Annotated in this window: 27 protein-coding genes and 1 tRNA gene; 18 read left to right on the forward strand and 10 right to left on the reverse strand. The window is 64.9% G+C overall.

Annotation, left to right across the window (positions count from 1 at the left end):
- The first annotated feature begins 15 nt into the window (after positions 1 to 15).
- From ACKTEK_RS13765 to ACKTEK_RS13780, 4 genes are read left to right on the forward strand one after another with little or no spacing between them, the layout of a single operon-like run.
- The gene (locus ACKTEK_RS13765; protein ID WP_409165866.1) at positions 16 to 864 is read left to right on the forward strand and encodes an urease accessory protein UreD; all 849 of its coding nucleotides are present in this window, start codon (positions 16 to 18) and stop codon (positions 862 to 864) included.
- A gap of 13 nt (positions 865 to 877) precedes the next feature.
- Entirely contained in the window at positions 878 to 1,180 is a 303-nt protein-coding gene (locus tag ACKTEK_RS13770) for an urease subunit gamma (protein WP_409165867.1), read from the forward strand.
- Positions 1,181 to 1,208: 28 nt separating this feature from the next.
- Entirely contained in the window at positions 1,209 to 1,418 is a 210-nt protein-coding gene (locus ACKTEK_RS13775) for a hypothetical protein (protein WP_409165868.1), read from the forward strand.
- Positions 1,415 to 1,720, forward strand: coding sequence for an urease subunit beta (locus tag ACKTEK_RS13780; protein ID WP_409165869.1), 306 nt, complete (start codon positions 1,415 to 1,417; stop codon positions 1,718 to 1,720). The genes ACKTEK_RS13775 and ACKTEK_RS13780 overlap by 4 nt, the downstream gene beginning before the upstream one ends.
- Before the next feature lie 100 nt (positions 1,721 to 1,820).
- Here ACKTEK_RS13780 and ACKTEK_RS13785 read toward each other — a convergent pair whose 3' ends face one another.
- Positions 1,821 to 2,294 (reverse strand): hypothetical protein, encoded by a 474-nt coding sequence (locus ACKTEK_RS13785; protein ID WP_409165870.1) that lies wholly within the window; start codon positions 2,292 to 2,294, stop codon positions 1,821 to 1,823.
- 238 nt (positions 2,295 to 2,532) lie between these two features.
- Between ACKTEK_RS13785 and ureC the strand changes: the two genes are divergently transcribed.
- From ureC to ureG, 6 genes are all read left to right on the forward strand, one after another.
- Positions 2,533 to 4,245: an urease subunit alpha gene (gene ureC / locus ACKTEK_RS13790; RefSeq protein WP_409165871.1), complete on the forward strand. Its 1,713-nt coding sequence runs from the start codon at positions 2,533 to 2,535 to the stop codon at positions 4,243 to 4,245.
- 150 nt (positions 4,246 to 4,395) lie between these two features.
- The gene (locus tag ACKTEK_RS13795) at positions 4,396 to 5,400 is read left to right on the forward strand and encodes a YncE family protein (protein ID WP_409165872.1); all 1,005 of its coding nucleotides are present in this window, start codon (positions 4,396 to 4,398) and stop codon (positions 5,398 to 5,400) included.
- 157 nt (positions 5,401 to 5,557) lie between these two features.
- A complete protein-coding gene (locus tag ACKTEK_RS13800) occupies positions 5,558 to 6,589 on the forward strand; it encodes a YncE family protein (RefSeq protein WP_409165873.1) in 1,032 nt (343 codons plus the stop codon).
- 5 nt (positions 6,590 to 6,594) lie between these two features.
- A complete protein-coding gene (locus ACKTEK_RS13805) occupies positions 6,595 to 7,125 on the forward strand; it encodes an urease accessory protein UreE (protein WP_409165874.1) in 531 nt (176 codons plus the stop codon).
- 8 nt (positions 7,126 to 7,133) lie between these two features.
- A complete protein-coding gene (locus ACKTEK_RS13810) occupies positions 7,134 to 7,790 on the forward strand; it encodes an urease accessory protein UreF (RefSeq protein WP_409165875.1) in 657 nt (218 codons plus the stop codon).
- Positions 7,787 to 8,401, forward strand: coding sequence for an urease accessory protein UreG (gene ureG, locus ACKTEK_RS13815; RefSeq protein ID WP_409165876.1), 615 nt, complete (start codon positions 7,787 to 7,789; stop codon positions 8,399 to 8,401). The genes ACKTEK_RS13810 and ureG overlap by 4 nt, the downstream gene beginning before the upstream one ends.
- A 95-nt stretch (positions 8,402 to 8,496) precedes the next feature.
- On the opposite strand, the gene urtE is transcribed toward ureG, so the two are convergent.
- From urtE to ACKTEK_RS13850, 7 genes are all read right to left on the reverse strand, one after another.
- The gene (urtE, locus tag ACKTEK_RS13820) at positions 8,497 to 9,192 is read right to left on the reverse strand and encodes an urea ABC transporter ATP-binding subunit UrtE (RefSeq protein WP_409165877.1); all 696 of its coding nucleotides are present in this window, start codon (positions 9,190 to 9,192) and stop codon (positions 8,497 to 8,499) included.
- A 1-nt stretch (position 9,193) separates the two neighbouring features.
- Positions 9,194 to 9,940, reverse strand: coding sequence for an urea ABC transporter ATP-binding protein UrtD (gene urtD, locus ACKTEK_RS13825; protein WP_409165878.1), 747 nt, complete (start codon positions 9,938 to 9,940; stop codon positions 9,194 to 9,196).
- 4 nt (positions 9,941 to 9,944) lie between these two features.
- On the reverse strand, positions 9,945 to 11,117 hold the full coding sequence (urtC, locus tag ACKTEK_RS13830) for an urea ABC transporter permease subunit UrtC (protein ID WP_409166162.1): 1,173 nt from the start codon (positions 11,115 to 11,117) through the stop codon (positions 9,945 to 9,947).
- A complete protein-coding gene (urtB, locus tag ACKTEK_RS13835; RefSeq protein WP_409165879.1) occupies positions 11,117 to 12,739 on the reverse strand; it encodes an urea ABC transporter permease subunit UrtB in 1,623 nt (540 codons plus the stop codon). The genes urtC and urtB overlap by 1 nt, the downstream gene beginning before the upstream one ends.
- A gap of 89 nt (positions 12,740 to 12,828) precedes the next feature.
- Positions 12,829 to 14,085: an urea ABC transporter substrate-binding protein gene (urtA, locus tag ACKTEK_RS13840; protein ID WP_409166163.1), complete on the reverse strand. Its 1,257-nt coding sequence runs from the start codon at positions 14,083 to 14,085 to the stop codon at positions 12,829 to 12,831.
- Positions 14,086 to 14,523: 438 nt separating this feature from the next.
- On the reverse strand, positions 14,524 to 15,810 hold the full coding sequence (locus ACKTEK_RS13845) for a DEAD/DEAH box helicase (RefSeq protein ID WP_409165880.1): 1,287 nt from the start codon (positions 15,808 to 15,810) through the stop codon (positions 14,524 to 14,526).
- Positions 15,811 to 16,150: 340 nt separating this feature from the next.
- The gene (locus ACKTEK_RS13850) at positions 16,151 to 17,374 is read right to left on the reverse strand and encodes an NAD(P)/FAD-dependent oxidoreductase (protein ID WP_409165881.1); all 1,224 of its coding nucleotides are present in this window, start codon (positions 17,372 to 17,374) and stop codon (positions 16,151 to 16,153) included.
- A gap of 94 nt (positions 17,375 to 17,468) precedes the next feature.
- Here ACKTEK_RS13850 and ACKTEK_RS13855 point away from each other — a divergent pair, with 94 nt between their 5' ends.
- The 3 genes from ACKTEK_RS13855 to ACKTEK_RS13865 all read left to right on the forward strand — a co-directional run bounded on the left by ACKTEK_RS13855 (position 17,469) and on the right by ACKTEK_RS13865 (position 20,780).
- Positions 17,469 to 18,191 carry a spermidine synthase gene (locus ACKTEK_RS13855; RefSeq protein ID WP_409165882.1) on the forward strand — a complete coding sequence of 241 codons (723 nt, stop codon included), beginning with the start codon at positions 17,469 to 17,471 and terminating at the stop codon, positions 18,189 to 18,191.
- A gap of 221 nt (positions 18,192 to 18,412) precedes the next feature.
- The gene (locus ACKTEK_RS13860) at positions 18,413 to 19,903 is read left to right on the forward strand and encodes a SulP family inorganic anion transporter (protein ID WP_409165883.1); all 1,491 of its coding nucleotides are present in this window, start codon (positions 18,413 to 18,415) and stop codon (positions 19,901 to 19,903) included.
- 13 nt (positions 19,904 to 19,916) lie between these two features.
- Positions 19,917 to 20,780 (forward strand): universal stress protein, encoded by an 864-nt coding sequence (locus tag ACKTEK_RS13865; RefSeq protein ID WP_409165884.1) that lies wholly within the window; start codon positions 19,917 to 19,919, stop codon positions 20,778 to 20,780.
- A 19-nt stretch (positions 20,781 to 20,799) separates the two neighbouring features.
- Here the strand turns inward: ACKTEK_RS13865 and ACKTEK_RS13870 are convergent, their stop codons facing one another.
- Entirely contained in the window at positions 20,800 to 21,963 is a 1,164-nt protein-coding gene (locus ACKTEK_RS13870; protein WP_409165885.1) for a mandelate racemase/muconate lactonizing enzyme family protein, read from the reverse strand.
- Between the two features lie 177 nt (positions 21,964 to 22,140).
- A tRNA-Ser gene (locus ACKTEK_RS13875) sits at positions 22,141 to 22,230 on the reverse strand.
- 321 nt (positions 22,231 to 22,551) lie between these two features.
- Here ACKTEK_RS13875 and ACKTEK_RS13880 point away from each other — a divergent pair.
- The 5 genes from ACKTEK_RS13880 (at position 22,552) to proB (ending at position 26,645) form a co-directional block, all read left to right on the forward strand.
- A complete protein-coding gene (locus ACKTEK_RS13880; RefSeq protein WP_409165886.1) occupies positions 22,552 to 23,232 on the forward strand; it encodes a 50S ribosomal protein L21 in 681 nt (226 codons plus the stop codon).
- A 44-nt stretch (positions 23,233 to 23,276) separates the two neighbouring features.
- The gene (gene rpmA, locus ACKTEK_RS13885; RefSeq protein WP_409165887.1) at positions 23,277 to 23,543 is read left to right on the forward strand and encodes a 50S ribosomal protein L27; all 267 of its coding nucleotides are present in this window, start codon (positions 23,277 to 23,279) and stop codon (positions 23,541 to 23,543) included.
- A gap of 153 nt (positions 23,544 to 23,696) precedes the next feature.
- Positions 23,697 to 24,299, forward strand: coding sequence for a GNAT family N-acetyltransferase (locus tag ACKTEK_RS13890; protein ID WP_409165888.1), 603 nt, complete (start codon positions 23,697 to 23,699; stop codon positions 24,297 to 24,299).
- A 95-nt stretch (positions 24,300 to 24,394) separates the two neighbouring features.
- Positions 24,395 to 25,435, forward strand: coding sequence for a GTPase ObgE (gene obgE, locus ACKTEK_RS13895; protein ID WP_409165889.1), 1,041 nt, complete (start codon positions 24,395 to 24,397; stop codon positions 25,433 to 25,435).
- A 34-nt stretch (positions 25,436 to 25,469) separates the two neighbouring features.
- Positions 25,470 to 26,645 (forward strand): glutamate 5-kinase, encoded by a 1,176-nt coding sequence (proB, locus tag ACKTEK_RS13900; RefSeq protein ID WP_409165890.1) that lies wholly within the window; start codon positions 25,470 to 25,472, stop codon positions 26,643 to 26,645.
- Positions 26,646 to 26,649: the final 4 nt, after the last annotated feature.

The following is a 26,649-nucleotide window of genomic DNA, read 5'->3' on the forward strand; positions in this document are numbered from 1 at the left end:
AGACGGAAAGCCGATTTGAACATTCGCGCCGCATCCACCGAATTCCTGCAGCGAACCTCTGGCGAAGGCCGCCTGCGGGTCCGCGCATCCGGTGACAGCACGCGATTGGCCGACCTCTACCAGCAGGACGCGGCAAAAATCCGGCTGCCGCGGCTTCCCGGCGCGACCCACGCCGAAGCGATCATCATCAACACCGCAGGCGGGCTGACAGGCGGCGACGACCTTCGCTGGACGATGCAGGCCGACGCGAGTGCGCGCCTCACCGTGACCACGCAGGCCTGCGAGAAGGTCTACCGCTCCGGCGGCGGCGCGGCTTCGGTCGCCGCAACGCTGAAGGTTGAAGCGGGGGCACATGTCGCGTGGCTCCCGCAGGAAATTATCCTGTTCGACACCTCCAACCTGCAACGCAGGCTGCACGCGGATATCGCCGCCGACGCGAGTCTTCTGGCCTGCGAGGCCGTCATCTTCGGGCGTGGCGCGCGCGGCGAGCAGGTGACGCGCGGCCGCTTCCGCGACCATTGGGAGATCCGCTGCGAGAAGGCGCCGGTCCACCGCGAGGACGTGCGCATTGAGGGACCTGTCGCGAGCCAGCTGGACCAGCCGGCCATCGGCGCGGGGCTGACCGCCTTCGCGACCGTGCTGCTCGTGGCCAAGAATGCACCGGACAAGCTCGCGCGGGTTCGCGCGCTGCTCGATGCGCAAGACGACACGCGCGCTGCCGCCTCCGCCCTGCCCGCAGGGCCAACTGGCAAGCTTCTTGCGCGTATCGCTGCAAGGGACGGCTATGCCTTGCGAAAGACCCTTGTTCCGCTGTTGGCACTGCTTAACAGCGAAGCAGGCATGCCCAGAATTTGGTCAACGTGAGGGACGACGGGGAATGAATCTGACACCGAGGGAAAAGGACAAGCTGCTGGTTTCCATGGCAGCCATGGTCGCGCGCCGGCGGCTGGAACGCGGCGTGAAACTGAACCATCCCGAGGCCATTGCCCTCATCACCGATTTCGTCGTGGAGGGCGCGCGCGATGGCCGCGCCGTCGCCGACCTGATGGAGGCCGGCGCCAACGTCATCACCCGCGGGCAGGTGATGGAAGGCGTCGCCGAGATGATCCACGACGTGCAGGTCGAAGCCACCTTTCCCGACGGCACCAAGCTGGTGACCGTCCACGAACCCATCCGCTGAATGCGCGACGCTTAGAGGAGAAACGCCCATGAAACGGTTCGCATTGCTGCCCGCAACACTGATCTCTGCCGCGGCTTCCTCGCAGGCCCTTGCCCACGATGTGCACGCGCTGCCCCACGCCCATCCGCACCCGGACTGGACGCTGGCGCTTGGCGCTGTCGCGATCATCGGCCTTGTCGGTGGTGTCGTGTTTCTCGCCTGCCGCGCTGCCGCCAAGGCCAAGGACCAGGGACGATGATCCCCGGCGAGGTCATTGCCGCTGATGGCGAGATCGAGCTGAACGCCGGTGCCGTCGCCGTCACCCTGAAAGTGGCCAATACCGGCGACCGGCCAGTGCAGGTCGGATCGCACTACCACTTCTTCGAAACCAACCCTGCGCTGGAATTCGACCGGGAGGCCGCGCGCGGCATGCGGCTGGATATCGCCGCAGGCACCGCCGTGCGGTTCGAGCCGGGACAGTCCCGCGACGTGTCGCTGGTTCCCTACACCGGCGCGAAGAAGGTCTACGGGTTCCGCAAGGACGTGATGGGAGACCTGTGACCGCGCCATGCTGACAGGCAGCGACCCAATTCCCGGACAGGCAAAAAGAAAGGGCGCGGACGGCTGTCCGCACCCTTCCTCTACAACTTTGCCGGATGGCTTAGCGCACGTAGATCGTGACCGAGCCGTCCGTGTGGCTGCGCGCGGCAACGACGCTGTCGGCGCTGTAGCCCTGGGCTTCCAGCTTGTCCACCAGCGCGGTGTTGCCCTTCACGGAGGCGCGCAGCTGGTCAATCGACTGCGAGTTGTCGTTGATCGCGTTGTCGATCGCCTTGGCCGACGAGTCGCTCGCGGGCTTCACCGCAACCACGGACACGTCGCTGTCGGACGTGACGGTGCCCAGGTCGGTCTTGGCGGAGTTGGACGAGCGGATGCTCGAGACAACGTCGCCCTGGTTGTTACCGGCGTTCATGCGCGCGTTCGCATTGGCGTTGGCGTTGGCATTCGCACCCTGGCTCACCTCGCCCTGCTTGCCGGCCTGGTACGGCTTGTTGGCGGAATCTGCGAGCGCCGGACCGGAAAGCATGGTGGCGGCGAGCAGTGCAGACGTCAGGATCTTGGTGTTCCGTTTCATGGTGTGACTCCCATTTCTTGGAATGTTCCCGTCGCGTTGTCGCGAAGGGCCCATGGGAAACACGCCTCTGCGCGATTGGTTTCCGGCCATGCGTGGTCATTTCGGGGTGATATTGGGGCCGGATTGTGCGGCCCCTTTCGCGATTTCTTAGCTGACGTAACGAAAGCCTCGGCGGCCGCCTGAGGCGCGCTGCAACGCGCGTTTGCGCGACACGAATTCGACAGGGGAGAGAAGACGAATGCCCGCCAGGATTTCCCGCAGCACCTACGCCGCGATGTATGGCCCGACGACCGGCGACAAGGTGCGCCTTGCCGATACCGAGCTGTTCATCGAGGTGGAGAAGGACCTCACCACCTATGGCGAGGAAGTGAAGTTCGGCGGCGGCAAGGTCATCCGCGACGGCATGGGCCAGAGCCAGACGACGCGCGCCAACGGCGCGGTCGACACCGTCATCACCAACGCACTGATCGTCGACCACACCGGCGTCTACAAGGCGGATGTCGGCCTGAAGGACGGACGCATCGTCGCCATCGGCAAGGCCGGCAACCCGGATACCCAGCCGAATGTCGACATCATCGTCGGCCCCGGCACGGAGGCGATTGCGGGCGAAGGCAAGATCCTCACCGCCGGCGGCTTCGATGCGCATATTCACTTCATCTGCCCGCAGCAGATCGAGGAAGCCTTGATGAGCGGGCTGACAACGATGCTCGGCGGCGGCACCGGCCCCGCCCATGGCACGCTGGCCACCACCTGCACCCCCGGCCCCTGGCACATCGGGCGAATGATCCAGTCCTTTGACGCCTTCCCGATGAATATCGGCCTGTCGGGCAAGGGCAACGCCTCGCTGCCGGGCGCGTTGGAGGAAATGATCCTCGGCGGTGCCTGCGCGCTGAAGCTGCACGAGGACTGGGGCACCACGCCTGCCGCCATCGACTGCTGCCTGTCGGTCGCAGACGACTACGACGTGCAGGTGATGATCCACACCGACACGCTGAACGAGTCCGGCTTCGTGGAATCGACGACGGAAGCCATCGCTGGGCGCACCATTCACGCCTTTCACACCGAAGGTGCCGGCGGCGGCCACGCGCCCGACATCATCAAGGTCTGCGGCCTGCAGAACGTGATCCCGTCCTCCACCAACCCGACGCGCCCCTACACGGTGAACACCATCGCCGAGCACCTCGACATGCTGATGGTGTGCCACCACCTGGACGCCTCGATCCCCGAGGACATCGCCTTTGCCGAAAGCCGCATCCGCAAGGAGACAATCGCGGCGGAGGACATCCTCCACGACATGGGCGCGTTCTCGATCATCGCCTCCGACAGCCAGGCCATGGGCCGCGTCGGCGAGGTCATCATCCGCACCTGGCAGACCGCCGACAAGATGAAGCGCCAACGCGGGCGGCTTTCGGAGGAAAGCGGCGACAACGACAATCTGCGCGTGCGCCGCTACGTGGCGAAGTACACGATCAACCCGGCCATCGCCCACGGCATTTCGAAGGAGATTGGCTCCATCGACGTCGGCAAGCGCGCCGACCTCGTACTGTGGAACCCGGCTTTCTTCGGCGCCAAGCCGGACATGATCCTCGTCGGCGGCACCATCGCGGCCGCCCCCATGGGCGACCCCAACGCCTCGATCCCGACCCCGCAGCCGGTCCACATGCGCCCAATGTTTGGAGCCTTCGGCAAGGCGATGACGAACTCCGCCGTCACCTTCGTCTCGAAGGCGGCCCTCGATGACGGCTTGAAGGAGAAGCTCGGCGTCGAGCGCGAGATGATCGCGGTGGAGAACACCCGCGGCGGCATCTCGAAATCGTCCATGGTGCTCAACGACGCAACACCGGAAATCGACGTTGACCCGGAAACCTATGAGGTTCGCGCCAACGGCGAATTGCTGACCTGCGAACCCGCCGACGTCCTGCCCATGGCGCAGCGGTACTTTCTGTTTTAGAAAGTCCTCATATCCCTGATCGGCGCGCCAACGAGGAGACGTTTGCGCGCCAGCGGGATCAATTGCGGGGTCGGGTGCGTTTCTCGTCGTCGGGTTCGCCGCGTTTCAGTGATCCATATGAACCACTTCACGCCAAAGAGGCAGACCGCCGTGGACGGATTCTCCGCCCGGATCGATCCGGAGATCACCGCGGAGGTCGCGACCATGCTCGCGCAGCTTGGCCGCACCGAAGACGTCTGCTTTTCGCCGAGCAACACGGTGATGGCCGTCGCGGGTTATCTGAAGAATTCCATGTGCCTGTTCGACGTCGCGTTCGACCTGTCCGGCGACACACCGCGCATTCGCATCAACGGCTGGACCGATATCCGCTCCGACGCCCTGAATGAACCGCACGGTATGGCCTTCATCGGCGAGACCAAGCTCGTCGTTGCCAATCGCAAGGGAAAGGTCACCGTGTTCGACACCGCCCGGGCCGGCTTTTCAGGCGACGTACTGAACATCGACCCGCTGCGGGTGATCGACCGCGCCAATGCGTTCCACCACGTCAAGACGCCCGGTTCGGTCTGCGTGGCGCGGCAGACTGAGCGAGAGGCCGAAATCCTCGTCTGCAACAACTTCCTTCATCACGTCACGCGGCACAGGTTTCCCCTGCGTGGCGGCCCTGCATTGCCGCGCAACGCAATCGTCCTGGACAAGCATCTCGATATCCCCGACGGCATCGCCACCGATCCCGACCTGCGTCGTGTTGCGATCTCCAACCACGGCACGCAGGAAGTCCTGCTCTTCGATGCAGCCCGCCTGAACGCCACGGCCGATCCGGTCGGGCGGCTAAAGGAGACCGGATACGCCCACGGCCTGCGCTTCTTCGACGGCGGGCGGCAGCTTTGCGTGGCTGACGCCGGCGCGCCCCTGATCCGCTTCTACCGGAGCGACGACCGCGCGTGGTGCGGCGAGATCTTGCCGGAACGCGTGGTGCGCGTTCTCGATGACGAGACCTTCCTGCGCGGCCGCGACAACGAGGCGGAAGGCGGGCCGAAGGGCATCGCGCTGGATGCGACCGAGACCGTTCTCGTCACCACCTGCGAGAAGCAGCCGCTGGCGTTCTTTCACCTGTCGGCTCTGCTGGCCGGCGCGCCGGATACCGGCAACTCATGAGGCCTGATCGCACGGCGGCCCTGTCCTTTGTGCCCCTGCGGAATTTCCGGTTTCCGCGCCCGAGCAGCACGCGTATATCTGGTGGTGCACCGGACCTCGCCCACTCCTCCCTGACCCCACCCATCACCTCGCGCTGCGGTCATCCCCAAGGATCGAAATGAGCAACCCCAACGTGACCAGTCCGGCCCGGATCGAGGGTTTCTTCGCCGGCATCGAACCGGACATGACGCCCGAATGCGCCGAGATGGTCGCCCGCCTCGGCCGCACCGAGGATGTCTGCCTGTCACCCGACAACACGAAGATGGCGGTCGCCGGCTACACCGAAGGCTCCTGCTGCATCTTCTCCATCGCTTTCGACCATTCCGGCAACGTGCCGAAGGTCGCGCTGACAGGCTGGACCGAGTTGCGCTCGGCCGAACTGAAAGAGCCGCACGGCATGGTCTTTGTCGGCGAAGACCACCTGATCGTCGGCAATCGCAGCGGCGGCGTAACCGTGCTGGACGTTTCCGGCGCCGATTTCGCCTGCACCGCGAAGGAGATCGAGCCGATCCGCACGATCACGCGCGGCAACCTGCTGCACCGGCTGCATTCGCCGGGCTCGCTCTGCGCGACCAGGGCCGAGGACGGTCGCATCGAAATCTTCGTGTGCAACAACTACAAGCACCGCATCACCCGGCACCGCTTTCCGCTGCGGCCCGGCCCGGCCCTGCCCGACAACGCGATCGTGCTGGAACAGGAAATCAAGGTGCCCGATGGTATCGCGGTCGACGAGACCGGCCGCTGGATCGCCGTCAGCAATTTCGGCACCCACGAAGTGCTGATCTTCGACCGCGAGGTCGGCTTCAATCGCAAGGCGAAGCCGGTCGGGCGGTGCAGGGGCATGGACTACCCGCACGGCATTCGCTTCATCGAGGGTGGCAACACGCTGTGCGTGTCGGATTCCGGCGCGCCGGTCGTGCGGTTCTTTCGCAGCAATGATGGCGACTGGGCCGGAATTCACGAACCGGTGCGCGAAGTGCAGGTTTTGGACGATGACAGCTTCCAGCGCGGCAGGCACAATGAGTCCGAGGGTGGCCCCAAGGGCGTCGCGATCAATGCGCAAGGCGACGTCATGGCCATCACCTGCGAGGAACAGGCGCTGGCTTTCTTCCACCTGCCCGCACTGCTGAATCCGGACCTGGAGACCTGACACCCATGCCGCGCGTCACCAAAGTCATCGATCATGTCCACGAAACCGATGGCACGATCACGCTGGACGAGACCGCGCGGCACCGCCGGCGCATGGCGATGACTTCGGACGCCATCGATGGGAAGGAGGGCATCGCGTTCCTGCTCGACCTTCCCGAAGCCCGCCTGCTGCGCCACGGCGAAGGACTGGTGCTGGACGACGGGCGCGTGATCGAGGTTCGCGCCGCCCCCGAACCCCTGCTGGAAGTGCGCGCCCGCGACACCGGCCACCTCGTCCAGCTTGCCTGGCAACTCGGCAACCGGCACCTGCCCGCGCAGGTCTTCGCCGACCGCATCCTGATCCGGCGCGACCATGTCATTGCCGACATGCTGAAGGGCCTCGGCGCGCAGGTGGCGGAAATCGACGGCCCGTTCGATCCCGAAGGCGGTGCCTATGGCGGCCATTCGCACGGGCACGATCATTCACACGGCCCTGATCACGGGCACGACCACCACCATCATCATCACCACGGCCATGTGCCGCACAGCCACGACTGAAGCTGTTCGTGTCCGCGTCTCTCATCCGCCTGATGAACTGGCTCTCCCCCGTCTTCCCGACGGGCGGCTTCGCCTATTCCGGCGGGCTGGAGCAGGCCTCGCGCGATGGGACGGTCACGGATGAAACCGCACTCGGCGACTGGCTCGCCGCGCTGATCGCGCACGGCACGATCCGCAACGATCTCGTGCTGCTAGCCGCCGCGTGGAACGCGCAAGGCCGCACCGAACCGCTGGACGATCTGGCCGCCACCGCGACCGCACTCTGCGGCAGCGAACAAAGGCACCTGGAAACGGTGGCGCAGGGGGCAGCTTTCGCGCAGGCGTTGGCAAGCTGGCCGGAAGCCGAACAAATCTCCTGCCCGAAGGATACCCCGCTGCCGGTCATCGTTGGCGCGGCGTGTGCCGCAAGCCACATCGAACTGACCGATGCGCTGAGCGGCTTCCTGCAGGCCTTCGTCTCCAGCCAGTTGCAGGCGGCAATCCGTCTTTCGGTGATCGGCCAGAACGGCGCGGCGCGCCTGCTCGCCCGGCTCGAACCGCAGATCGCGGAAGCAGCAAGCTCCGCGGCCACATCCACGCTGGACGATCTCGGCTCCTGCACCTTCATGGCCGACATCGCCGCGCTCGAACACGAAACGCTCGACGGGAGGCTCTTCCGCTCATGACGAAATCCGCGAACGGTCCCCTGCGCGTCGGCATCGGCGGCCCGGTCGGCTCCGGCAAGACGACGCTGACCGCCAACCTGTGCAAGGCCATGCGCGACGACTTCTCCGTCGGCGTCGTCACCAACGACATCTACACCCGCGAGGATGCCGATGCGCTGGTCCGCCTTCAGGCTCTGTCGTCGGACCGCATCCTCGGCGTGGAAACCGGGGGCTGCCCGCACACCGCCATCCGCGAGGATGCCTCGATCAACCTTCGCGCCATCGAGGAACTGAAAGGAAGGCACGACGACCTGGACGTGATCTTCATCGAGTCCGGCGGCGACAATCTCGCTGCGACCTTCTCGCCCGACCTCGCCGATCTCACGCTCTACGTCATTTCGGTTTGCCAAGGTGACGACATTCCGCGAAAGGGCGGCCCGGCGATCACGCGGTCCGACCTGCTGCTCATCAACAAGTCCGACCTCGCGCCCCATGTCGGCGCCGACCTCGACCGGATGCGTGCTGATGCGGAAGTGTCCCGCGCGGGACGCGCCTTCCTGTTCACCGACATGCGCCGGGGCGAGGGCACGAACGAGATCGTGGACTTCTTGAAGAAGCAGGGCGGACTTTGACCGATCTGCTCGATGAAGGTCTGGCTGCAATCCAGTGATTTAAGTCTTACGCAATTCCGGACGGAAACCCCGCGTCCACTTTTCCTGGAATTGTTTCAAACCGTCAGGTGCTTGCGCACGTCCGGCCTGTCGAGGCTCGGGGCATCCCCGGAATGGACGATCTCGCCGCGATCCATGATGTAGATGTCGTCGGCAAGCTCGCGGCAGAAATCGAGATACTGCTCCACCAGCAGTACGGCGATGCCTTCCTTGTCCCGCAGGAACTGGATGGCCCGCCCGATATCCTTGATGATCGACGGCTGGATGCCTTCCGTCGGCTCGTCCAGAACGAGAAGCTTCGGCCGGGTCACCAGCGCGCGCCCGATGGCGAGCTGCTGCTGCTGCCCGCCGGAGAGGTCGCCCCCGCGCCGCCCCAGCATGTCGTTGAGGACCGGGAACAATTCGAACACGTAGTCCGGCACCGTGCGCTCGCTGCGCTTCAGCGCCGGGAAGCCGGTCTCGAGATTCTCGCGCACGCTCAGCAGCGGGAAGATCTCGCGTCCCTGCGGCACGAAACCGATGCCCGAACGCGCCCGGTCATAGGTCGCCATGCGGCCGAACGGCTTGTCCTCGAAGACAATCTCGCCTTCCGACAGGGGGAGATGCCCCATGATGGCGCGCAGCAGGCTCGTCTTGCCGACGCCGTTGCGCCCCAACACGCAGGTGATGCGCCCGGCGAGTGCCTTAAGGGATACGCCGCGCAGCGCTTCGGCCGCGCCGTAGTGCAGGTGAGCGTTTTCGACAGCCAGCATTCTAGCGCCCCAGGTAAACTTCGATGACCCGCTGGTCCGACGAGACGTGGTCGAGCGAGCCTTCCGACAGGACCGAGCCTTCGTGCAGGCAGGTCACTTTCACGCCGAGGTCGCGCACGAAGCCCATGTCGTGTTCGACGACGACGACGGAGTGGTCCTCTGCGATCTCGCGCAGCAGGCGGGCGGTTTCCTCGGTCTCCGCGTCGGTCATGCCGGCGACGGGCTCATCCACCAGCAGCAGCTTGGGGTCCTGCGCCAGCAGCATGCCGATTTCCAGCCACTGCTTCTGCCCGTGGCTGAGATTGGCGGCGAGACTGTCGCGCAGGTGCGACAGGCGGATCTTGTCGAGGATCGCCTTGATGCCGTTCTCGCGCTTTTGCGTGGCGGCGCGGAACAGCGTCGGCAGCACGCCGCGCGCACCGGCCAGCGCCAGCGCGATGTTGTCCTCCACCGTGTGGCTTTCGAAGACGGTGGGCTTCTGGAACTTGCGCCCGATGCCGAGCATGGCGATATCGGCCTCGTCGTGGGTGGTGAGGTCGATCTTGCCCTTGAAATAGACCTCGCCCTCGTCGGGCCGGGTCTTGCCGGTGATGATGTCCATCATCGTCGTCTTGCCCGCGCCGTTGGGGCCGATGATGGCGCGCATCTCGCCCTCCGCCAGCACGAAGGACAGGTTGTTGATCGCCCTGAACCCGTCGAAGGAGACGCTGACGCCGTCGAGATAGAGAAGCGTGTCGTGGCGGCTCATGGTGTCACTCCGCTGCCTGTGCCGTGGTGGGCGCGGTTTCGTCTTCCAGGTCTTCCTGCGGCTTCTTGCGCTTGCTGGCCCACACGCGCCCGCCCGACCACCCGTCGCGAATGGTGCCGACGATGCCCTTGGGCAGGAACAGCGTGACGAAGATGAACAGCCCGCCGAGCGCGAACAGCCACACCTCGGGAAGGATGCCGGTGAACCAGCTCTTGCCCGCGTTGACGAGGATTGCGCCGATGATCGGCCCGATGATGGTCCCGCGCCCGCCGACGGCAGTCCACACCACGACTTCAATTGAGTTTGCCGGCGCGAACTCGCCCGGATTGATGATGCCGACCTGCGGCACGTAGAGCGCGCCTGCGATGCCTGCCATCACCGCCGATAGCACGAAGGCAAAGAGCTTCACGTGTTCGGGGCGGTAACCGATGAAGCGCGTACGGCTTTCCGCGTCGCGCACCGCCACCATCAGCTTGCCGAGTTGCGAGCCGGTGACCATCGCGGTCACCAGAACGCCGAGCGCCAGCGCGATGCCACTTGCGGCAAACAGCGCCGCGCGCGTTTCGCGCGCCTGCACGTTGAAGCCGAGAATGTCCTTGAAGTCGGTCAGGCCGTTGTTGCCGCCAAAGCCCATGTCATTGCGGAAGAAGGCGAGCAGCAGCGCGTAGGTCATCGCCTGCGTGATGATGGAGAGATAGACGCCCGTCACGCGGCTGCGGAACGCAAACCAGCCGAAGACGAAGGCCAGCAGCCCCGGCACCAGCATCACCATGATTGCGGCGAACCAGAAGTGGTCGAACCCGTACCAGTACCAGGGCAGTTCCTTCCAGTTGAGGAACACCATGAAGTCCGGCAGCACCGGGTGCCCGTAGACACCGCGCGTGCCGATCTGGCGCATCAGGTACATGCCCATGGCGTAGCCGCCGAGCGCGAAGAACGCCCCGTGGCCAAGCGAGAGAATACCGCAGAACCCCCAGACGAGATCGAGCGCCAGCGCCAGCAGCGCATATGTCAGGTACTTGCCGACCAGCGCCATGATGTAGGTCGGCACGTGCAGCGGGTGGGACGGCGACAGCAGCACGTTCGATGCCGGCACCAGAACGGCAATCGCCAGAATGACGATCAACGCGATGGCGATCGGCCTGGTGACGCCGTTGCGGAAGAGATGGGTGAGGATCATGCGTCCACCGCCCGGCCCTTGAGGGCGAACAGTCCGCGCGGACGCTTCTGGATGAACAGGATGATGAAGACCAGCACCAGGATCTTGCCGAGCACCGCGCCGGCGTATGGTTCAAGGAACTTGTTGACGATGCCGAGCGACAGCGCGCCCACCAGCGTGCCCCACAGGTTCCCCACACCGCCGAACACGACCACCATGAAGCTGTCGATGATGTAGCTCTGGCCCAGGTTGGGCGAGACGTTGTCGATCTGGCTGAGCGCGACACCGGCGATGCCCGCGATGCCCGACCCGAGCGCAAATGTCAGCGCGTCCACCCACGGCGTGCGGATGCCCATGGAGGCCGCCATGCGCCGGTTTTGCGTCACCGCCCGCATGCGCAGGCCGAGCGAGGTGTAGTTGAACGCCCACAGCAGCATCGCAAAGACCGCGATGGCGAAGATCACGATGCACAACCGGTTCCAGGTCAGCGTCATCTCGCCAAGCTCGAACGCGCCCGACATCCACGAGGGGTTGGACACTTCCCGGTTCGTCGGCCCGAAGATGGACCGCACGGCCTGTTGCAGCACCAGCGACACGCCCCACGTGGCGAGCAGGGTTTCCAGCGGGCGGCCATAGAGGAAGCGGATCACGCCGCGCTCCAGCGCGAACCCGACGGTTCCTGCGACGAGGAAGGCCAGCGGCAGCGCCACCACCAGCGACCAGTCCAGCAACCCCGGCGCGGAATTGCGCATGATCTCCTGCACCACGAAGGTGGTGTAGGCGCCGAGCATCACCATTTCGCCGTGGGCCATGTTGATGACGCCCATCACGCCGAAGGTGATGGCAAGTCCGATGGCTGCCAGCAGCAGCACCGAGCCAAGCGACAGGCCATACCAGAGGTTCTGCCCGGCAGCCCAGATCTTCAGGTTCTGTTCGACGTGGTTCACGGCATCCGTGGCAGCGGCCTTCACCGCTTCGCTGTCGGATGAATTCATCGCGACTGTGAGGATCGGGAGGACGTCGCGCCCGCCACGCGCCTTCAGCACGGCGATGGCGTCGATCTTCTCCGCTTCCGGGAGGTCGGACTGGAGGACAGCGGCGGCGCGGGCCTCCCTGAAGGCGGTCCGCACAGAGGGATCCTGTTCGTTCGCGATCACCTCGTCGAGGGTTTCGATCATGCTCGCGTCGGGACGCGAGAACATCGTTTCTGCCGCCTCCATGCGCACAGCAGGGTCCTTGGCGCGCAGGGTCAGGCCCGAGACTGCATCGGCGATCAGGCGGCGGATGGAATTCTTGATCTTGACCTTGCGCAGCTCGTTTTCCTGCGCGGTGCCGATCGGCTCCATGGTCAGCGGGTCGAACAGCTTCACGTCCGCATTCGTCTCGCGAACGATGACGACGCTGTTGTCGGCTTCCACGATCATCAGCGTGCCATCGGACAGCGCGTTCAGGGCCGGCGCGGCAGCCGGGTCGCCCAGCGCCGCGATCTCATCGATAACAGCTTCGGTGTCTGAAAATTTCTTGACGTCGGCGAACTTGGCGATCACCGCGCGAAGCTCGGCCTCGTCCGCGCGAACGGGCGTGTTTGCACTTGCCACGAGGCAGGCTGCAAGCCCGATGAGAACAAGAAGAATGCGCATGGATGAAAAACCGGGCCCCGAAAGTCGTCTGGTCAGGTGGGGGAGGCCGACGCGCGGCCTCCCCGCATTCTTGTGCGTTCGGTGAGCGCTTACGAGGCGCTGCCGACGCAGGTCTTGGTTTCTGTGTTGTAGTTGCCGCACTTCAGCTCGACCCAGTCCGCCTTCAGCGGCTTGGATTCGGGCAGGAAGTCAGACCACGCATCGCCGGGAACCAGGTCATCGGTCTCGGAGACAACCTCGAACTGGCCGTCGTCCTGGATTTCACCGATGAGCACGGGCTTGGTGATGTGGTGGTTCGGCAGCATCACCGACGTGCCACCGGTCAGGTTCGCGGCCTCGGTGCCCGGCAGGGCATCGATGACGGCGTCGGCGTCGGTGGTGCCGGCCTTCTCGACCGCCTTCACCCACATGTTGAAGCCGATGTAGTGGGCTTCCATCGGGTCGTTGGTGACGCGCTCTTCGCCCATCTTGGCCTTCCAGGCCTTGATGAACTCGGCGTTCTCCGGCGACTCGACCGACTGGAAGTAGTTCCACGCGGCGAGGTGGCCGACGAGCGGGGTGGTATCGAGACCGGCCAGCTCTTCCTCACCCACCGAGAACGCGACGACCGGGATGTCGGACGCTGCGATGCCCTGGTTGCCAAGCTCCTTGTAGAAGGGAACGTTGGCGTCGCCGTTGATGGTGGAGACCACGGCGGTCTTCTTGCCGGCGGAGCCGAATTCCTTGATGTCGGCCACGATCGTCTGCCAGTCGGAGTGACCGAACGGCGTGTAGTTGATCATGATGTCTTCTTCGGCAACGCCCTTGTCCTTGAGGTACTGCTCGAGGATCTTGTTGGTCGTGCGGGGGTAGACATAGTCGGTGCCCGCAAGCACCCAGCGCTCGACACCTTCTTCGTTCATCAGATAGTCGACGGCCGGAATGGCCTGCTGGTTCGGCGCAGCACCCGTGTAGAACACGTTGCGCTGGCTCTCTTCACCTTCGTACTGGACGGGGTAGAAGAGGATCGAGTTCAGTTCCTCGAAGACCGGCAGGACGGACTTGCGCGAAACCGACGTCCAGCAGCCGAACACGACGTCGACTTCGTTCGCGGTGATGAGTTCGCGCGCCTTTTCGGCAAACAGCGGCCAATCGGATGCCGGATCGACCACGACGGCCTCCAGCTTCTTGCCGAGCAGGCCGCCCTTTTCATTCTGCTGCTCGATGAGCATCAGCATGACGTCTTTGAGAGTGGTTTCGGAAATCGCCATCGTTCCCGACAGCGAATGCAGGACGCCAACCTTGATGGTTTCTTCCTGCGCCACGGACGCAACAGTGGTCGCCGAAACCGCGGCGAGCGCTGCCATCCCGGCAATTGCTGATTTTCCAGCTTTCCAGATCATGACCTAAATACCTCCGACAGGTCTGTTTGCACCGTCTGGAGAGGTAGCAACGCGCGTGCCAATCGCCGGAAGCCACGTGGGCAATCCGCTATTTAACTGATTCTTAAGGGGTATTTGACGCAGGGCGAGGACGTTCTGCCGCATTCGTGGGCAATAGGCCCTTGAGACTCATTTGTGCACACCCATTCAGCAATGCCTAAATGGTAAGCGTCACAGGTCTTTATCCAATTTTTGGGCAGATCGTCGGCAGCCAATTGATGGCCCGCCAGGGCGCGCTACATGATGCGCACCGGTTTTGCCGGCAGGTTGTTTGCACCACATCCAACCGGGCGTCTCCCACCTATGGGCGGGAGACGCTTTTTTGTATCTGCATCAGGTGATGCAATCGCAGGCAGATGCGCTTCAGGCCGCGTTGCGGTTGCGCGACTGGCGGCGGCGGCGGCTCTGACCCGGCTTGCCGCTTTTGTGACCTTCGGCCGGCTTGTTGGTGTTGGCAGCGGGGCCGCGACGGCGCGGTGCGCCCGATCCGCGATTGGGCTTCTCGCCGGCAGCCGGCAGCGGGCTGGTGCCGCTGGCAACCGGAAGCTCGATCTTCATCAGCTTCTGGATCTGCCGCAGGAGGTTCGCTTCGTCCGGCGCGCAGAAGGCAATGGCCTCTCCCTCACGCCCCGCACGCGCGGTACGCCCGATGCGGTGCACGTAGTTCTCCGGCACCTCTGGAAGATCGTAGTTGATGACGTAGGCAACGCCGGGAATGTCGATGCCGCGCGCTGCGACATCGGTTGCCACCAGCGTCTTGATCTTGCCTTCGCGGAACGCCTTGATGGCGCGGTCACGCTGGCCCTGGCTCTTGTTGCCGTGGATGGAAGCCGCGTTGTAGCCATCGGCCACCAGCTTCTTCATCAGCTTTTCCGCACCGTGCTTGGTGCGCGCGAACACGAGCGTCAGCGCCTCGAGATCGTTCGACAGCACGTCGCGCAGCAGCGCCGGCTTGTCGCCCCTGTCGATGAAATGGACCGACTGCGTCACCTTGTCGGCGGCCTTTCCGGGCGGTGCGACTTGAACCCGCTGCGGATCGCTGAGATAGGCCTGGCTCAGTTCTTCCATCTGCTTGGGCATGGTCGCCGAGAACAGCATGGTCTGGCGCGGCTTGCCGAGCTTCGGCGCGATCTTGCGCAGCGCGTGGATGAAGCCGAGGTCGAGCATCTGGTCCGCCTCGTCGAGGACGAGGTATCGCACCGAGCCGAGATCCACCGAACCGCGATCCATCAGGTCGATGAGGCGGCCGGGGGTCGCGACGAGAATGTCGGTGCCCTTCGACAGCATGTTGATCTGCCGGCCAATGGACTGTCCGCCGACAACAGTGGAAACCCGCAGGCCCGTCTTGCCGGCCAGAGCCCAGAGGCTCTCGGCGATTTGGTTGGCCAGTTCTCGCGTCGGCGCGAGGACCAGCGCCTTGACCGACTTGGCCGGGCGCTTGCCCGAAGGCTGCGAGAGCAAGCTGTTGATGAGGGGAAGGCCGAAGGCCAGCGTCTTGCCGGTACCGGTCTGGGCGAGGCCCATCACGTCACGGCCCTGCATCGCCAGCGGAATGGCTTCCTGCTGGATCGGGGTCGGTTCGCTGAAACCTGCAGCGTCGATGGCTTTTTTGAGTGTCGGCGCGAGGCCGAACATTTCGAAGTTAGACAAATTGAATCCTTGATCGGCCGCGAACCGGGCCGATGCCCGCACAGCCGTATGTTCCGGCGCAGTGCTTGCGGCGGAAAAGGGTTCGCGCGGCCTCTGGAGGAAGCGGGCTTATCCCGCCTCAACTGGCCGTCGCGTGTAGAACCCTGCGTGATGGGGAACTGGGGATCTTTGGTGCGCTGTTCAGCCTCCCTGAGAGAAGGCCCGGCATACTCACGCGGCAGCGCAGCGACACGTCTGATTGCGCCATCAAAGATGGGGTGTCAAGCGAAGGTTTCAAACCCCTTCGCACTGCAGCAATGAAAAAACATTGGAAAAGCGAGCATTTCCGCCACGCTTCGCGTCAATCTGACGCTGCTGCGATGGCCTGCCCTGCAGCCCAGCCGGACGACCATGCCCACTGGAAATTGTATCCGCCGAGCCATCCGGTCACGTCCACGACCTCGCCGATGATGTAGAGACCCGGCACGTCTCGCGCTTCCATCGTGCGGGAATTCAGCCCCGCCGTATCGACCCCGCCAAGCGTCACTTCCGCCGTGCGGTAGCCTTCCGTTCCCATCGGCACGACGCGCCATCGGTTCACGGCGTCAGCGAGCGCGCCAAGCGCCTTGTCGTTCATGTCGGCGATATTGCCTTTCGCGGCGGTGGCGGATGCGATCTCGGCGGCCAGCCGCTTCGGCAGCAGGTCGGCCAACACCGTGCCGACCGCCTTGCGCCCGTCGCGCTTGCGCCGGGCTTTCAGCGCCTCCAGCACGTTTAGCTTCGGCGCGAGGTTCACTTCCACCGGCTGGCCTTCGCGCCAGTAGGACGAGATTTGCAGGATCGCAGGCCCCGACAGCCCGCGATGTGTGAAGAGCAGCGCCTCGTCGAACGTCGTCTTGTTGCAGGAAACCCGCGCGTCGCAGGCAACGCCCGCCAGTTCGCGGGACCCGGCCATGGTCTCCGGCCCGAAGACGAGCGGCACCAGCCCGGCCCGCGTCTCGGTCACCGCCAGCCCGAACTGCTCGGCGAGCTTGTAGCCGTAATTGGTCGCGCCCATCTTCGGGATCGACTTGCCGCCACACGCCACGACGAAGTTGCGCGCCGTGATGGCCCGGCTCTTTCCCTCGATGCTGACGCGGATGGAGAACCCGCTCTCGGTCTTTGCGACGTTCTCGACGCTGGCGCCAAGTTCAAGCTGCGCGCCGGCGCGCTCCATTTCCGCAACCAGCATCGCGATGACGAGCGTCGCACTCTCGTCGCAGAAGAGCTGGCCCAGCGTCTTCTCATGGTAGGCAATACCATGGGCGGCCACGAGCGCGATGAAATCGTGCTGCGTGTATCGGCTCAGCGCCGACTTGGCGAAATGCGGGTTGGCGGAGATGAATCGCTGCGGCTTCACGTCCAGATTGGTGAAGTTGCAGCGCCCGCCCCCGGAAATGCGGATCTTCTCGCCCGGCGCCTTGGCGTGGTCGAGCACCAGCACGCGCCCGCCGCGCGCGGCCGCCTGCGCAGCGCACATCATCCCCGCCGCGCCCGCGCCGAGGATCACCGTATCGAATTCGCCAATCACGTCGCGTTTCGCCATGCTGGCTGTGCTACTCCCTGTGAGGGTGCGGCACCATCGTGCCCCATGCCAATGAGGCGCCGCTGATACCACGCCGCCAAGCGAAGGGAAGCCGATGAGCGCGATTTTTCAGGAACTGGATTACCGGCTGACCCCCATCGGGCCGGTCAGCCTGCGCCGCCGCAAGCTTCCCGGCTCCGATGACGATGTGTTCGAAATCAAGCTCGGTGACGAGTTTCTCATGTCGAGCGCCTTCATCGCCTCCGAAGTCGCGCTGACCGAACTGGGCCTTGCGCGCTGCGCGGGCGACAACCTCGATGTCGTCGTCGGCGGGCTTGGCCTCGGCTATACGGCGAAAGCCGCGCTGGACGATCCACGGACCGGCTCATTGTTGGTGGTGGAATTCCTCCAGCCGGTGATCGACTGGCACGAGCAGGGCCTGATCCCGCTCGGGGCAGAGCTGTGCGCGGATGCGCGCTGCCGCTTCGCCCTGAACGACTTCTTCGCCGCCGCCGTCTCGCAGGAAGGCTTCGACCCGGCCGAACCGGGTCGGCGTCACGACGCCATCCTCGTCGATATCGACCACTCGCCGGAATTCCTGCTCGCGCCGGAAAGTGCGGCCTTCTACCGGCCCGACAGCCTGAAGCGGTTCGCACGCCGCCTGAACCCCGGCGGCGTCTTTGCGCTTTGGTCGAACGAAAAGCCCGATGCGGGTTTCGTGTCGGTGCTGGAATCCGCCTTCCGCGAAGTGGAGGCGCGCGAAGTGACCTTCCACAATCCGCTGCAGGATTCAGACTTCACCCAGACAGTCTATCTCGCCACCCGCGCGGACGACTGATCCTGCGTTTTGTATGGCTGCGAAACAGTGCTGATCCGGTCCGCATGGTTGCGCTTCAGCGCGCAACCGCCTATGCCGCACTGCAACAATTTCTGAGCCGGGCTGCGTTCCGGCCATTTTCGGCCAGGCGTCTGGCCGGTCAACATCAGCCAAAACGTGCAATTGCACCCCAGCCGCGCCAACCGGTTGCGCGCACGCTGGTATACGGAAACCGTGTCCCGATGATCTCACTCGATGCCTACCGCGCCCAGTGGACGAGCAACATTCGCGGCGACCTGCTGGCAGGTCTTGTCGTGGCGCTGGCGCTGATCCCTGAAGCCATCGCCTTTTCCATCATCGCCGGCGTCGACCCCAGAGTTGGCCTCTACGCGAGCTTCTCGATCGCGGTCATCGTCGCGATCACCGGCGGGCGACCGGGCATGATCTCGGCCGCCACCGCCGCGACCGCCGTGCTCATGGTGACGCTGGTGCGCGACCACGGGTTGCAATACCTGCTGGCGGCGACCGTGCTGGCCGGCCTGATCCAGATCGGCTGCGGGCTGCTGAAGCTCGGATTCGTCATGCGCTACGTGTCGAAATCGGTGATGACCGGCTTCGTCAACGCGCTCGCGATCCTCATCTTCATGGCGCAGCTTCCCGAACTGGACCCGCGCAACGTGACGTGGCTGACCTATGCCCTCGTCGCGGCGGGCCTTGCGATCATCTATCTCTTTCCGCTGCTCACGAAGGCGATCCCCTCGCCGCTCGTCACCATCGCCGTTCTGACCGCGCTCACCCTCGCCTTCGGCTGGGACGTACGCACTGTCGGCGACATGGGCGAACTGCCGGACACGCTGCCGGTCTTCCTGCTGCCGCAGATCCCGCTGAACCTCGAAACCCTGACGATCATCCTGCCCTACTCGGTGGCTGTCGCCATCGTCGGCCTGCTCGAAAGCCTGATGACGCAGAACATCGTCGACGACCTCACCGACACCAAGTCGAACCGCAACCAGGAGTGCATCGGCCAGGGCCTCGCCAACACCGCCACCGGCTTCATCGGCGGCATGGCCGGCTGCGCCATGATCGGTCAGTCCATCATCAACGTGAAGTCGGGCGGGCGCGGGCGACTGTCCTCGTTCACGGCAGGAACCGTCCTGCTGATCCTCGTCGTCGGGCTTGGTGATTTCGTCCGCGTGATCCCGATGCCGGCGCTCGTCGCCATCATGATCATGGTGTCGATCGGCACCTTCTCGTGGTCGTCCATCAAGGCGCTGAAGGTGCACCCGCGCTCGTCATCCATCGTGATGATCGCGACGGTCGTCACCGTGGTCTATACCCACAACCTCGCCATCGGCGTTCTGGTCGGCGTGCTGTTGTCGGGCGTCTTCTTCGCGGGCAAGATCGCGCAGCTCTTCAAGGTGACGTCGAGCATCTCGAAGGACGGCCGCGAACGCACCTACGTGGTGCAGGGCCAGTTGTTCTACGGCTCGGTGGAGGATTTCATGGACGCCTTCGACTTCAAGGAGGCCCTCGACAAGGTCACCATCGATGTCAGCCGCGCCCACATTTGGGATATTTCCTCAGTCGAGGCGCTCGACATGGCGATCCTGAAATTCCGCCGCGACGGAGCCGAGGTCGAGATCGTCGGCATGAACGAGGCGAGCGAAACCCTCGTCGACAAGCTGGCCATCCACGACAAGCCCGGCGCGACCGACAAGCTGCTGGCCCACTGAGGACGCGATGACGATGACCCGACCCGAAGACAAGATCATCGCCCTCGTCGATGGCTCGCTCTATTCCGCAAGCGTCTGCGACCATGCCGCCTGGGTGGCCAGCCGCACCGGCGCGCCCGTCGAACTGCTGCACGTTCTGGGCCGCCGCGAGGCACCCGAAAAGCAGGACCTGTCCGGCGCCATCAAGCTTGGCGCACGCTCCGCACTGCTGGAGGAACTGGCCGAGCTCGACGCTCAGCGCGCCAAGCTCATCAGCCATCGCGGCCGCGCGATCCTTGAGGATGCGCAGGCACTGGTCGAGAAGGCCGGCGTCGAGGATGTCTCCATCCGGCTGCGCCACGGCGACATCGTCGAGGCGGTGGCCGAAGTCGAGGCCGACGCCCGCGTCATCATGATCGGCAAGCGCGGCGAGGCCGCCGACTTCGCCAAGGGCCATCTCGGCTCCAACCTGGAGCGCATCGTGCGCGCCAGCCACAAGCCGGTCTTCGTCGCCTCGCGCGCCTTCAAGCCGATCTCCAAGGTGCTGGTCGCCTATGATGGCGGCGTCTCCGCCATGAAGGCGGTGGACCATATCGCCCGCAGCCCGCTATTTGCGGGGCTTCAGATGCACATCGTCACCGTCGGCAACGAAACGGCCGAGGTGAAGAAGGGGCTGGAAGACGCAAGGGCCGTGCTGAAGGGCGCGGGGCTGGACGCGGAAACCGAAGTTCTGCCCGGCCAGCCGGACAAGGCGCTCGGAAAGCTGGTGGAGGAATCCGGCTTCGACATGCTCGTCATGGGAGCCTATGGCCACAGCCGCATCCGCAGCCTCATCATCGGCTCGACGACGACCGAGATGATCCGCTCCTGCAAGGTGCCCGTGGTGCTGGTGCGCTAGGACGCGCACTCAGTCTCCCCTACTCGGCCAGCTCGCGCATCACCTTTATCAGGTCGGACTTGCCCTCAAAGCCGATGCCGGGAAGCTCCGGCATGACGATGTGCCCGTCCTCGACATTCACCCCGTCCGGAAACCCGCCATAGGGCTGGAACAGGTCAGGGTAGCTCTCGTTGCCGCCAAGCCCGAGGCCCGCCGCGATGTTCAACGACATCTGGTGTCCGCCATGCGGGATGCAGCGGCGCGGCGACCAGCCCATTTCCTCCAGCACGTCGAGCGTGCGCAGATATTCCACCAGTCCGTAGGACAGCGCGCAGTCGAACTGCAGCCAGTCGCGGTCGGGCCGCATGCCGCCATAGCGCAGCAGGTTGCGCGCATCGTGGTGTGAGAACAGGTTCTCACCGGTCGCCATGGCTGCGGGATAGAACTGCGCCATTGCCGCCTGCAGCTGGTAGTCGAGCGGGTCGCCTATCTCCTCGAACCAGAACAGCGGATACTCCCGCAGCATCTTCGCGTAGGCGATGGCCGTTTCGAGGTCCATGCGCCCGTTGGCATCGACGGCCAGTTGCGCCTCGTCCCCGATCTCGCTGAGGACCGCCTCGATCCGGCGCTGGTCTTCCTCAATCGGCGCGCCGCCGATCTTCATCTTCACGACCGTGTAGCCCCGGTTCAGGTAGCTGCGCATCTCTGCGCGCAGCGCCGTGTCGTCCTTGCCGGGGTAGTAGTAGCCCCCCGCGGCATAGACGAAGACGCGCGGGTCCGCCTCGATGCCCTTGCGCTCGGCCAGCATGCGGAACAGCGGCTTCTCCTCGATCTTGGCGATGGCATCCCAAACTGCCATGTCGATGGTGCCGACGGCGACCGAGCGCTCGCCATGCCCGCCTGGCTTCTCGTTCTGCATCATCGCGGACCAGATCCTGTGACCGTCGAGATTGGTGCCGTCGTCGTTGAGCAGCGAAGCCGGGTCGGCCTCCAGGATGCGGTCGCGGAACCGCTCGCGGATCAGCCCGCCCTGCCCATATCGCCCGTTGGAGTTGAAGCCGTAGCCGACGACGCGCCGGCCCTCCCGCTCCACGTCCGTCACCACGGCAACAAGGCTCGCGGTCATCTTGGAGAAGTCGATATAGGCGTTCCGGATGGGCGAGGAGATCGGCTTGGTGACCTCGCAGATATCGACGATCCGCATGGGCGCTTCCTTGTTGTTCTTGTTCGGTGGCGCAGAGACTAAGCGATCACGCACGCCCCGCGCCAATGCATTTGAGCCGTAAGACGGCAGTACCAACAAGCGCGACTGCGCGACCGGCCGGTCAGGCCGCGACCGCGCAGGCAATGAGCGAAGCGAATTTGCCGTGAGCGAAAAGAATGGCGGAGAGGGAGGGATTCGAACCCTCGGAACGCTTGCACGCTCAACGGTTTTCGAGACCGCCCCGTTCGACCACTCCGGCACCTCTCCGCAGGGGGGCGCGGCGGCCCCGGGTCGACGAAGCGGGAGGCTTACACTGGCCAAACGCGGCTTTCAAGTCACGCGCGCGCGAATTGCATTTCGCCTTGAATGGCCCATATGCGCCCGCGCTTCGTTGACTTTCGCGCCCCAATCCGTATAACCCGGCGCTTGGATTTGCGGTACGTCACCTGCGTGCCGCCAAACAAGGCGCTACCCGAGGTCTGAACGGCGGTTTTCCGCCAGTTTGCAAAGACCGACCGACACGAAGGCTTCTATCGCATTCGATGTCCCGTCGGCACCGCAGGGTGCGGATCGAGAAGGAAGAAGAGAATGTTCGCTGTCATCAAGACAGGCGGCAAGCAATATCGCGTTGCGGCCGACGATGTGATTACCGTTGAGAAGCTGGCCGGTGAGCCGGGCGACCTTGTGGCCTTCGAGAGCGTTCTGCTCGTTGGCGATGGCAGCGATGCCACGATCGGCGCCCCGCTGGTGGACGGCGCAAGCGTTGCCGGCGAAGTCGTCGAGCAGACGCGCGGACCGAAGCTGATCGCATTCAAGAAGCGCCGGCGCAAGAATTCGCGCCGCAAGAAGGGTCACCGTCAGGACCTGACCACGGTGAAGATCACCGAGATCCTCACCGGGGGCGCCAAGCCGAAGGCAGCGAAGAAGGCCGACAAGCCTGCCGCCGCCAAGGCCGACGAGAAGAAGACCGACGACAAGGCGAAGGCCGAGTCCAAGAAGAGCGAGCCGAAGGCCGCTGCGAAGGACGACGAGGTTCAGGCCCTGTTCGAGACGCCCAAGGGCGACGCGGATGACCTGAAGAAAATTTCCGGCGTTGGCCCGGTCCTGGAGAAGAAGCTGAACGCGCTGGGCATCACCCAGTACGCGCAGATCGCGAACTTCTCCGCCGAGGACATCGCCAAGGTGGACGAGGTCCTGAACTTCAAGGGCCGTGTGGAACGTGAGGACTGGGTTTCCCAGGCCAAGGCGCTGATGGACGACAAGGCCTGAATCGGCTGCCCCGTCTTTAAGAGCGACATCAAGGAGTCAAGGAAATGGCACACAAGAAAGCAGGCGGTTCTTCGCGCAACGGTCGCGATACGGCAGGCCGTCGTCTTGGCGTGAAGAAGTTCGGTGGTGAGAACGTCATCGCCGGCAACATCATCATTCGTCAGCGCGGCACGAAGTGGCACCCGGGCGACAATGTCGGCATGGGCAAGGACCACACGCTGTTCGCGCTTTCCACCGGTACGGTCGAGTTCAACGCCAAAGCCAACGGACGCACCTACGTGGCTGTGCGACCGATGGAGGCAGCCGAGTAACGGCGAACCCACATATTGGTTCGCCGGCGTTTCCAAAGCCCCGGCGAACCAGACCCTCAAAAGGTCATCCGTGAACCGGGGAGATGGAGCGCCATCTTCCCGGTTTTCTTTTGGCTCCGAACCGGGCGGGGCCCGCCAGTGATGGAGGATGACATGGGCGGGAGTGACGAAGCGGATAGTCTGTTCGACGGTGGCAAGTGCTGCCCCGACAGGATCGTGACCAAGCGGCTCATCATGCGCCGGCCGACGATGGCCGACGCAGCGGCGATCACCGCGAAGGCCAACAATGCCGACGTAGCCCGTTGGCTGTCCCGCATGCCGTACCCCTATGCCCAGGAAGACGCCAAACGATGGATTGAGTGGGTGACAAACCCGCAAACGGGCGAATGCGCCTTCGTCATCTGCCTTGCCGAGACGGGCGAGGTCATCGGTGCCTGCGGGCTGGAGGCCATGCCCGACCTGGAACTGCCGCAGGTTGGCTACTGGCTCGGCGAGCCCCACTGGGGCAAGGGCTACGCGACCGAGGCCGTGCAGGCGCTGATCGACTATGTCTTCGGCAACACCGGATGCGACGCAATCGGCGTCGGTTGCCGGGTCGCCAATGTCGGCTCGCGACGCGTCATCGAGAAGTGCGGCTTCCAGTATGCCGGCCTCGACATGATGGATTCCCGCTTCGAGGGCGCGGTCGTTCCGGTCTTCTCGTTCAAGCTGACCCGGCGCATCTGGGAGAGCCTGAAGGCCTGGGCTGCGGCCTGAGCCAGATCAAAATTGGCGCCGGGCGCGCCGTTCGGCTATCTAGTCGGTCGGCGCGCCCATTATTTGTTTTTCCAGTTTCCGAGCGGATTGAACCCATGAAGTTTCTCGATCAGGCCAAGGTCTACATCAAGGCCGGCAACGGCGGGCCGGGCTGCGTCTCGTTCCGGCGCGAGAAATATATCGAGTTCGGCGGGCCTGACGGCGGCGACGGCGGCAAGGGCGGCGACGTCTATGCCGAGGCCGTGGAAGGCTTGAACACGCTCATCGACTACCGCTACCAGCAGCACATCAAGGCCAAGGCCGGCGTGCACGGCATGGGCCGCGACCGCACCGGTGCGGGCGGCGCCGACGCCGTCATCAAGGTGCCCGCCGGCACGCAGATCATCGACGCCGAAACCGAAGAAGAGCTTGCCGACCTCACCGAGATCGGCCAGCGCGTGCTGCTTGCGCGCGGCGGCAATGGCGGCTTTGGCAACACCCATTTCAAGTCGTCCACCAATCAGGCCCCGCGCCACGCCAACCCCGGCCAGACGGGCGAGGAGCGCACGCTCATCCTGCGCCTGAAGCTGATCGCCGATGCCGGCCTCGTCGGCCTGCCCAATGCCGGCAAGTCCACGTTCCTTTCGGCGGTGTCCAAGGCGCGGCCCAAGATTGGCGACTATCCCTTCACCACCATCCATCCTGGCCTCGGCGTGGTTCACGTCGACGGGCGCGAATTCATCCTCGCGGACATTCCCGGCCTCATCGAGGGCGCCCATGAAGGCGCGGGCCTCGGCGACACGTTCCTCGGCCATATCGAGCGTTGCCGCGTGCTGCTGCACCTCGTCGATGGTACCAGCGAAGAGCCGCTTGAGGCCTACAACACCGTGCGCGGCGAACTGGAAGCCTACGAGAACGGGCTGGCCGAGAAGCCGGAGATCATCGCGCTGTCCAAGTGCGACAGCCTCGATGAGGAACTGGAAGACCTGCAGGCCGAACCCATCGAGCGCGCGACCGGCAAGGACGTGGCGCGCATCTCCGCCATTTCCGGCAAGGGCATGATCCCGCTGCTGCGGCAGATCGCCGATGCCATCGAGGCCGACAAGGCCGCCGAAAGGGGCAAGGACGCCCGGCCCGAACCGGCCTGGCAGCCCTGAGCCGCGCGGACACACATGCCATGACAATCGCATCATGACCCTGCAAACCGGCACAGCGGAAAAGAGCGGCTTCACCGGCCGACTCGCCTCCTACGAGCGCATCGTCGTCAAGGTCGGCTCGGCGCTGCTCGTCGATCCCGTGCGCGGCGTGCGCGAGGAATGGCTCGGCGCGCTGGCCGACGACATTGCCGAACTCGGCCGCACCGGCGCGGATGTGCTGGTGGTCTCCTCCGGGGCCATCGCGCTGGGGCGCAAGGTTCTCGGCCTGCCGCGCGGCAAGCTGAAGCTGGAAGAAAGCCAGGCAGCCGCCGCCACTGGCCAGATCGCCCTGTCGCGTGCTTGGGCCGAGGCGCTCGGGCAACGCGGCCTCGCCGCCGGTCAGATCCTGCTGACGCTTGGCGACACGGAAGAACGCCGCCGCTACCTCAATGCCCGCGCAACCATCGCCAACCTGCTGAAATTCGGCGCGGTGCCCGTCGTCAACGAGAACGACACCGTCGCCACCAATGAGATCCGCTACGGCGACAATGATCGCCTGGCCGCGCGCGTCGGGACCATGGTCAGCGCCGATCTCGTGCTGCTGCTGTCGGATGTCGAGGGGCTGTACACCGCCCCGCCGGCCCGCGACCCCTCCGCCACCATGATCCCCCATGTCGAGCACATCACCCCGGAAATCGAGGCGATGGCATCGGGCGCGGGCTCGGAGCTTTCGCGTGGCGGGATGCAGACCAAGATCGAGGCGGCCAAGATCGCGACCGGCGCGGGCGCTGGCCTCGTCATCGCCTCGGGCCGCGAACTGAACCCCATCGCGCGGATCGATGCGGGCGAACCCTGCACGTGGTTTGCCCCCGCGGGCACACCTGTTGCCGCGCGCAAGACGTGGATCGCCGGTACGCTGGAGCCGCGTGGCGCGGTGACGCTCGATGCCGGTGCCTGCACCGCGCTGCGCAAGGGCAAGAGCCTGCTGCCTGCCGGCGTGAAACGGGTGGACGGCAGCTTCCAGCGCGGCGATACGGTCGCCATCCGAGACGAGGCCGGCGCGCTGCTCGGCCTCGGGCTGATCGCCTATGACGTGGAGGATGCGCGCCTCATCATCGGCCGCAAGTCCCACGAGATTGAAGACCTGCTCGGATATGCCGGGCGCAGCGAGATGATTCACCGCGACGACATGGCGCTTGGCGTTGCCGCCCGCCTGAACGACGAGGACTGACGAG

The organism is Tepidamorphus sp. 3E244, from assembly GCF_046159835.1.
Classification (GTDB): domain Bacteria; phylum Pseudomonadota; class Alphaproteobacteria; order Rhizobiales; family Tepidamorphaceae; genus JACKJK01.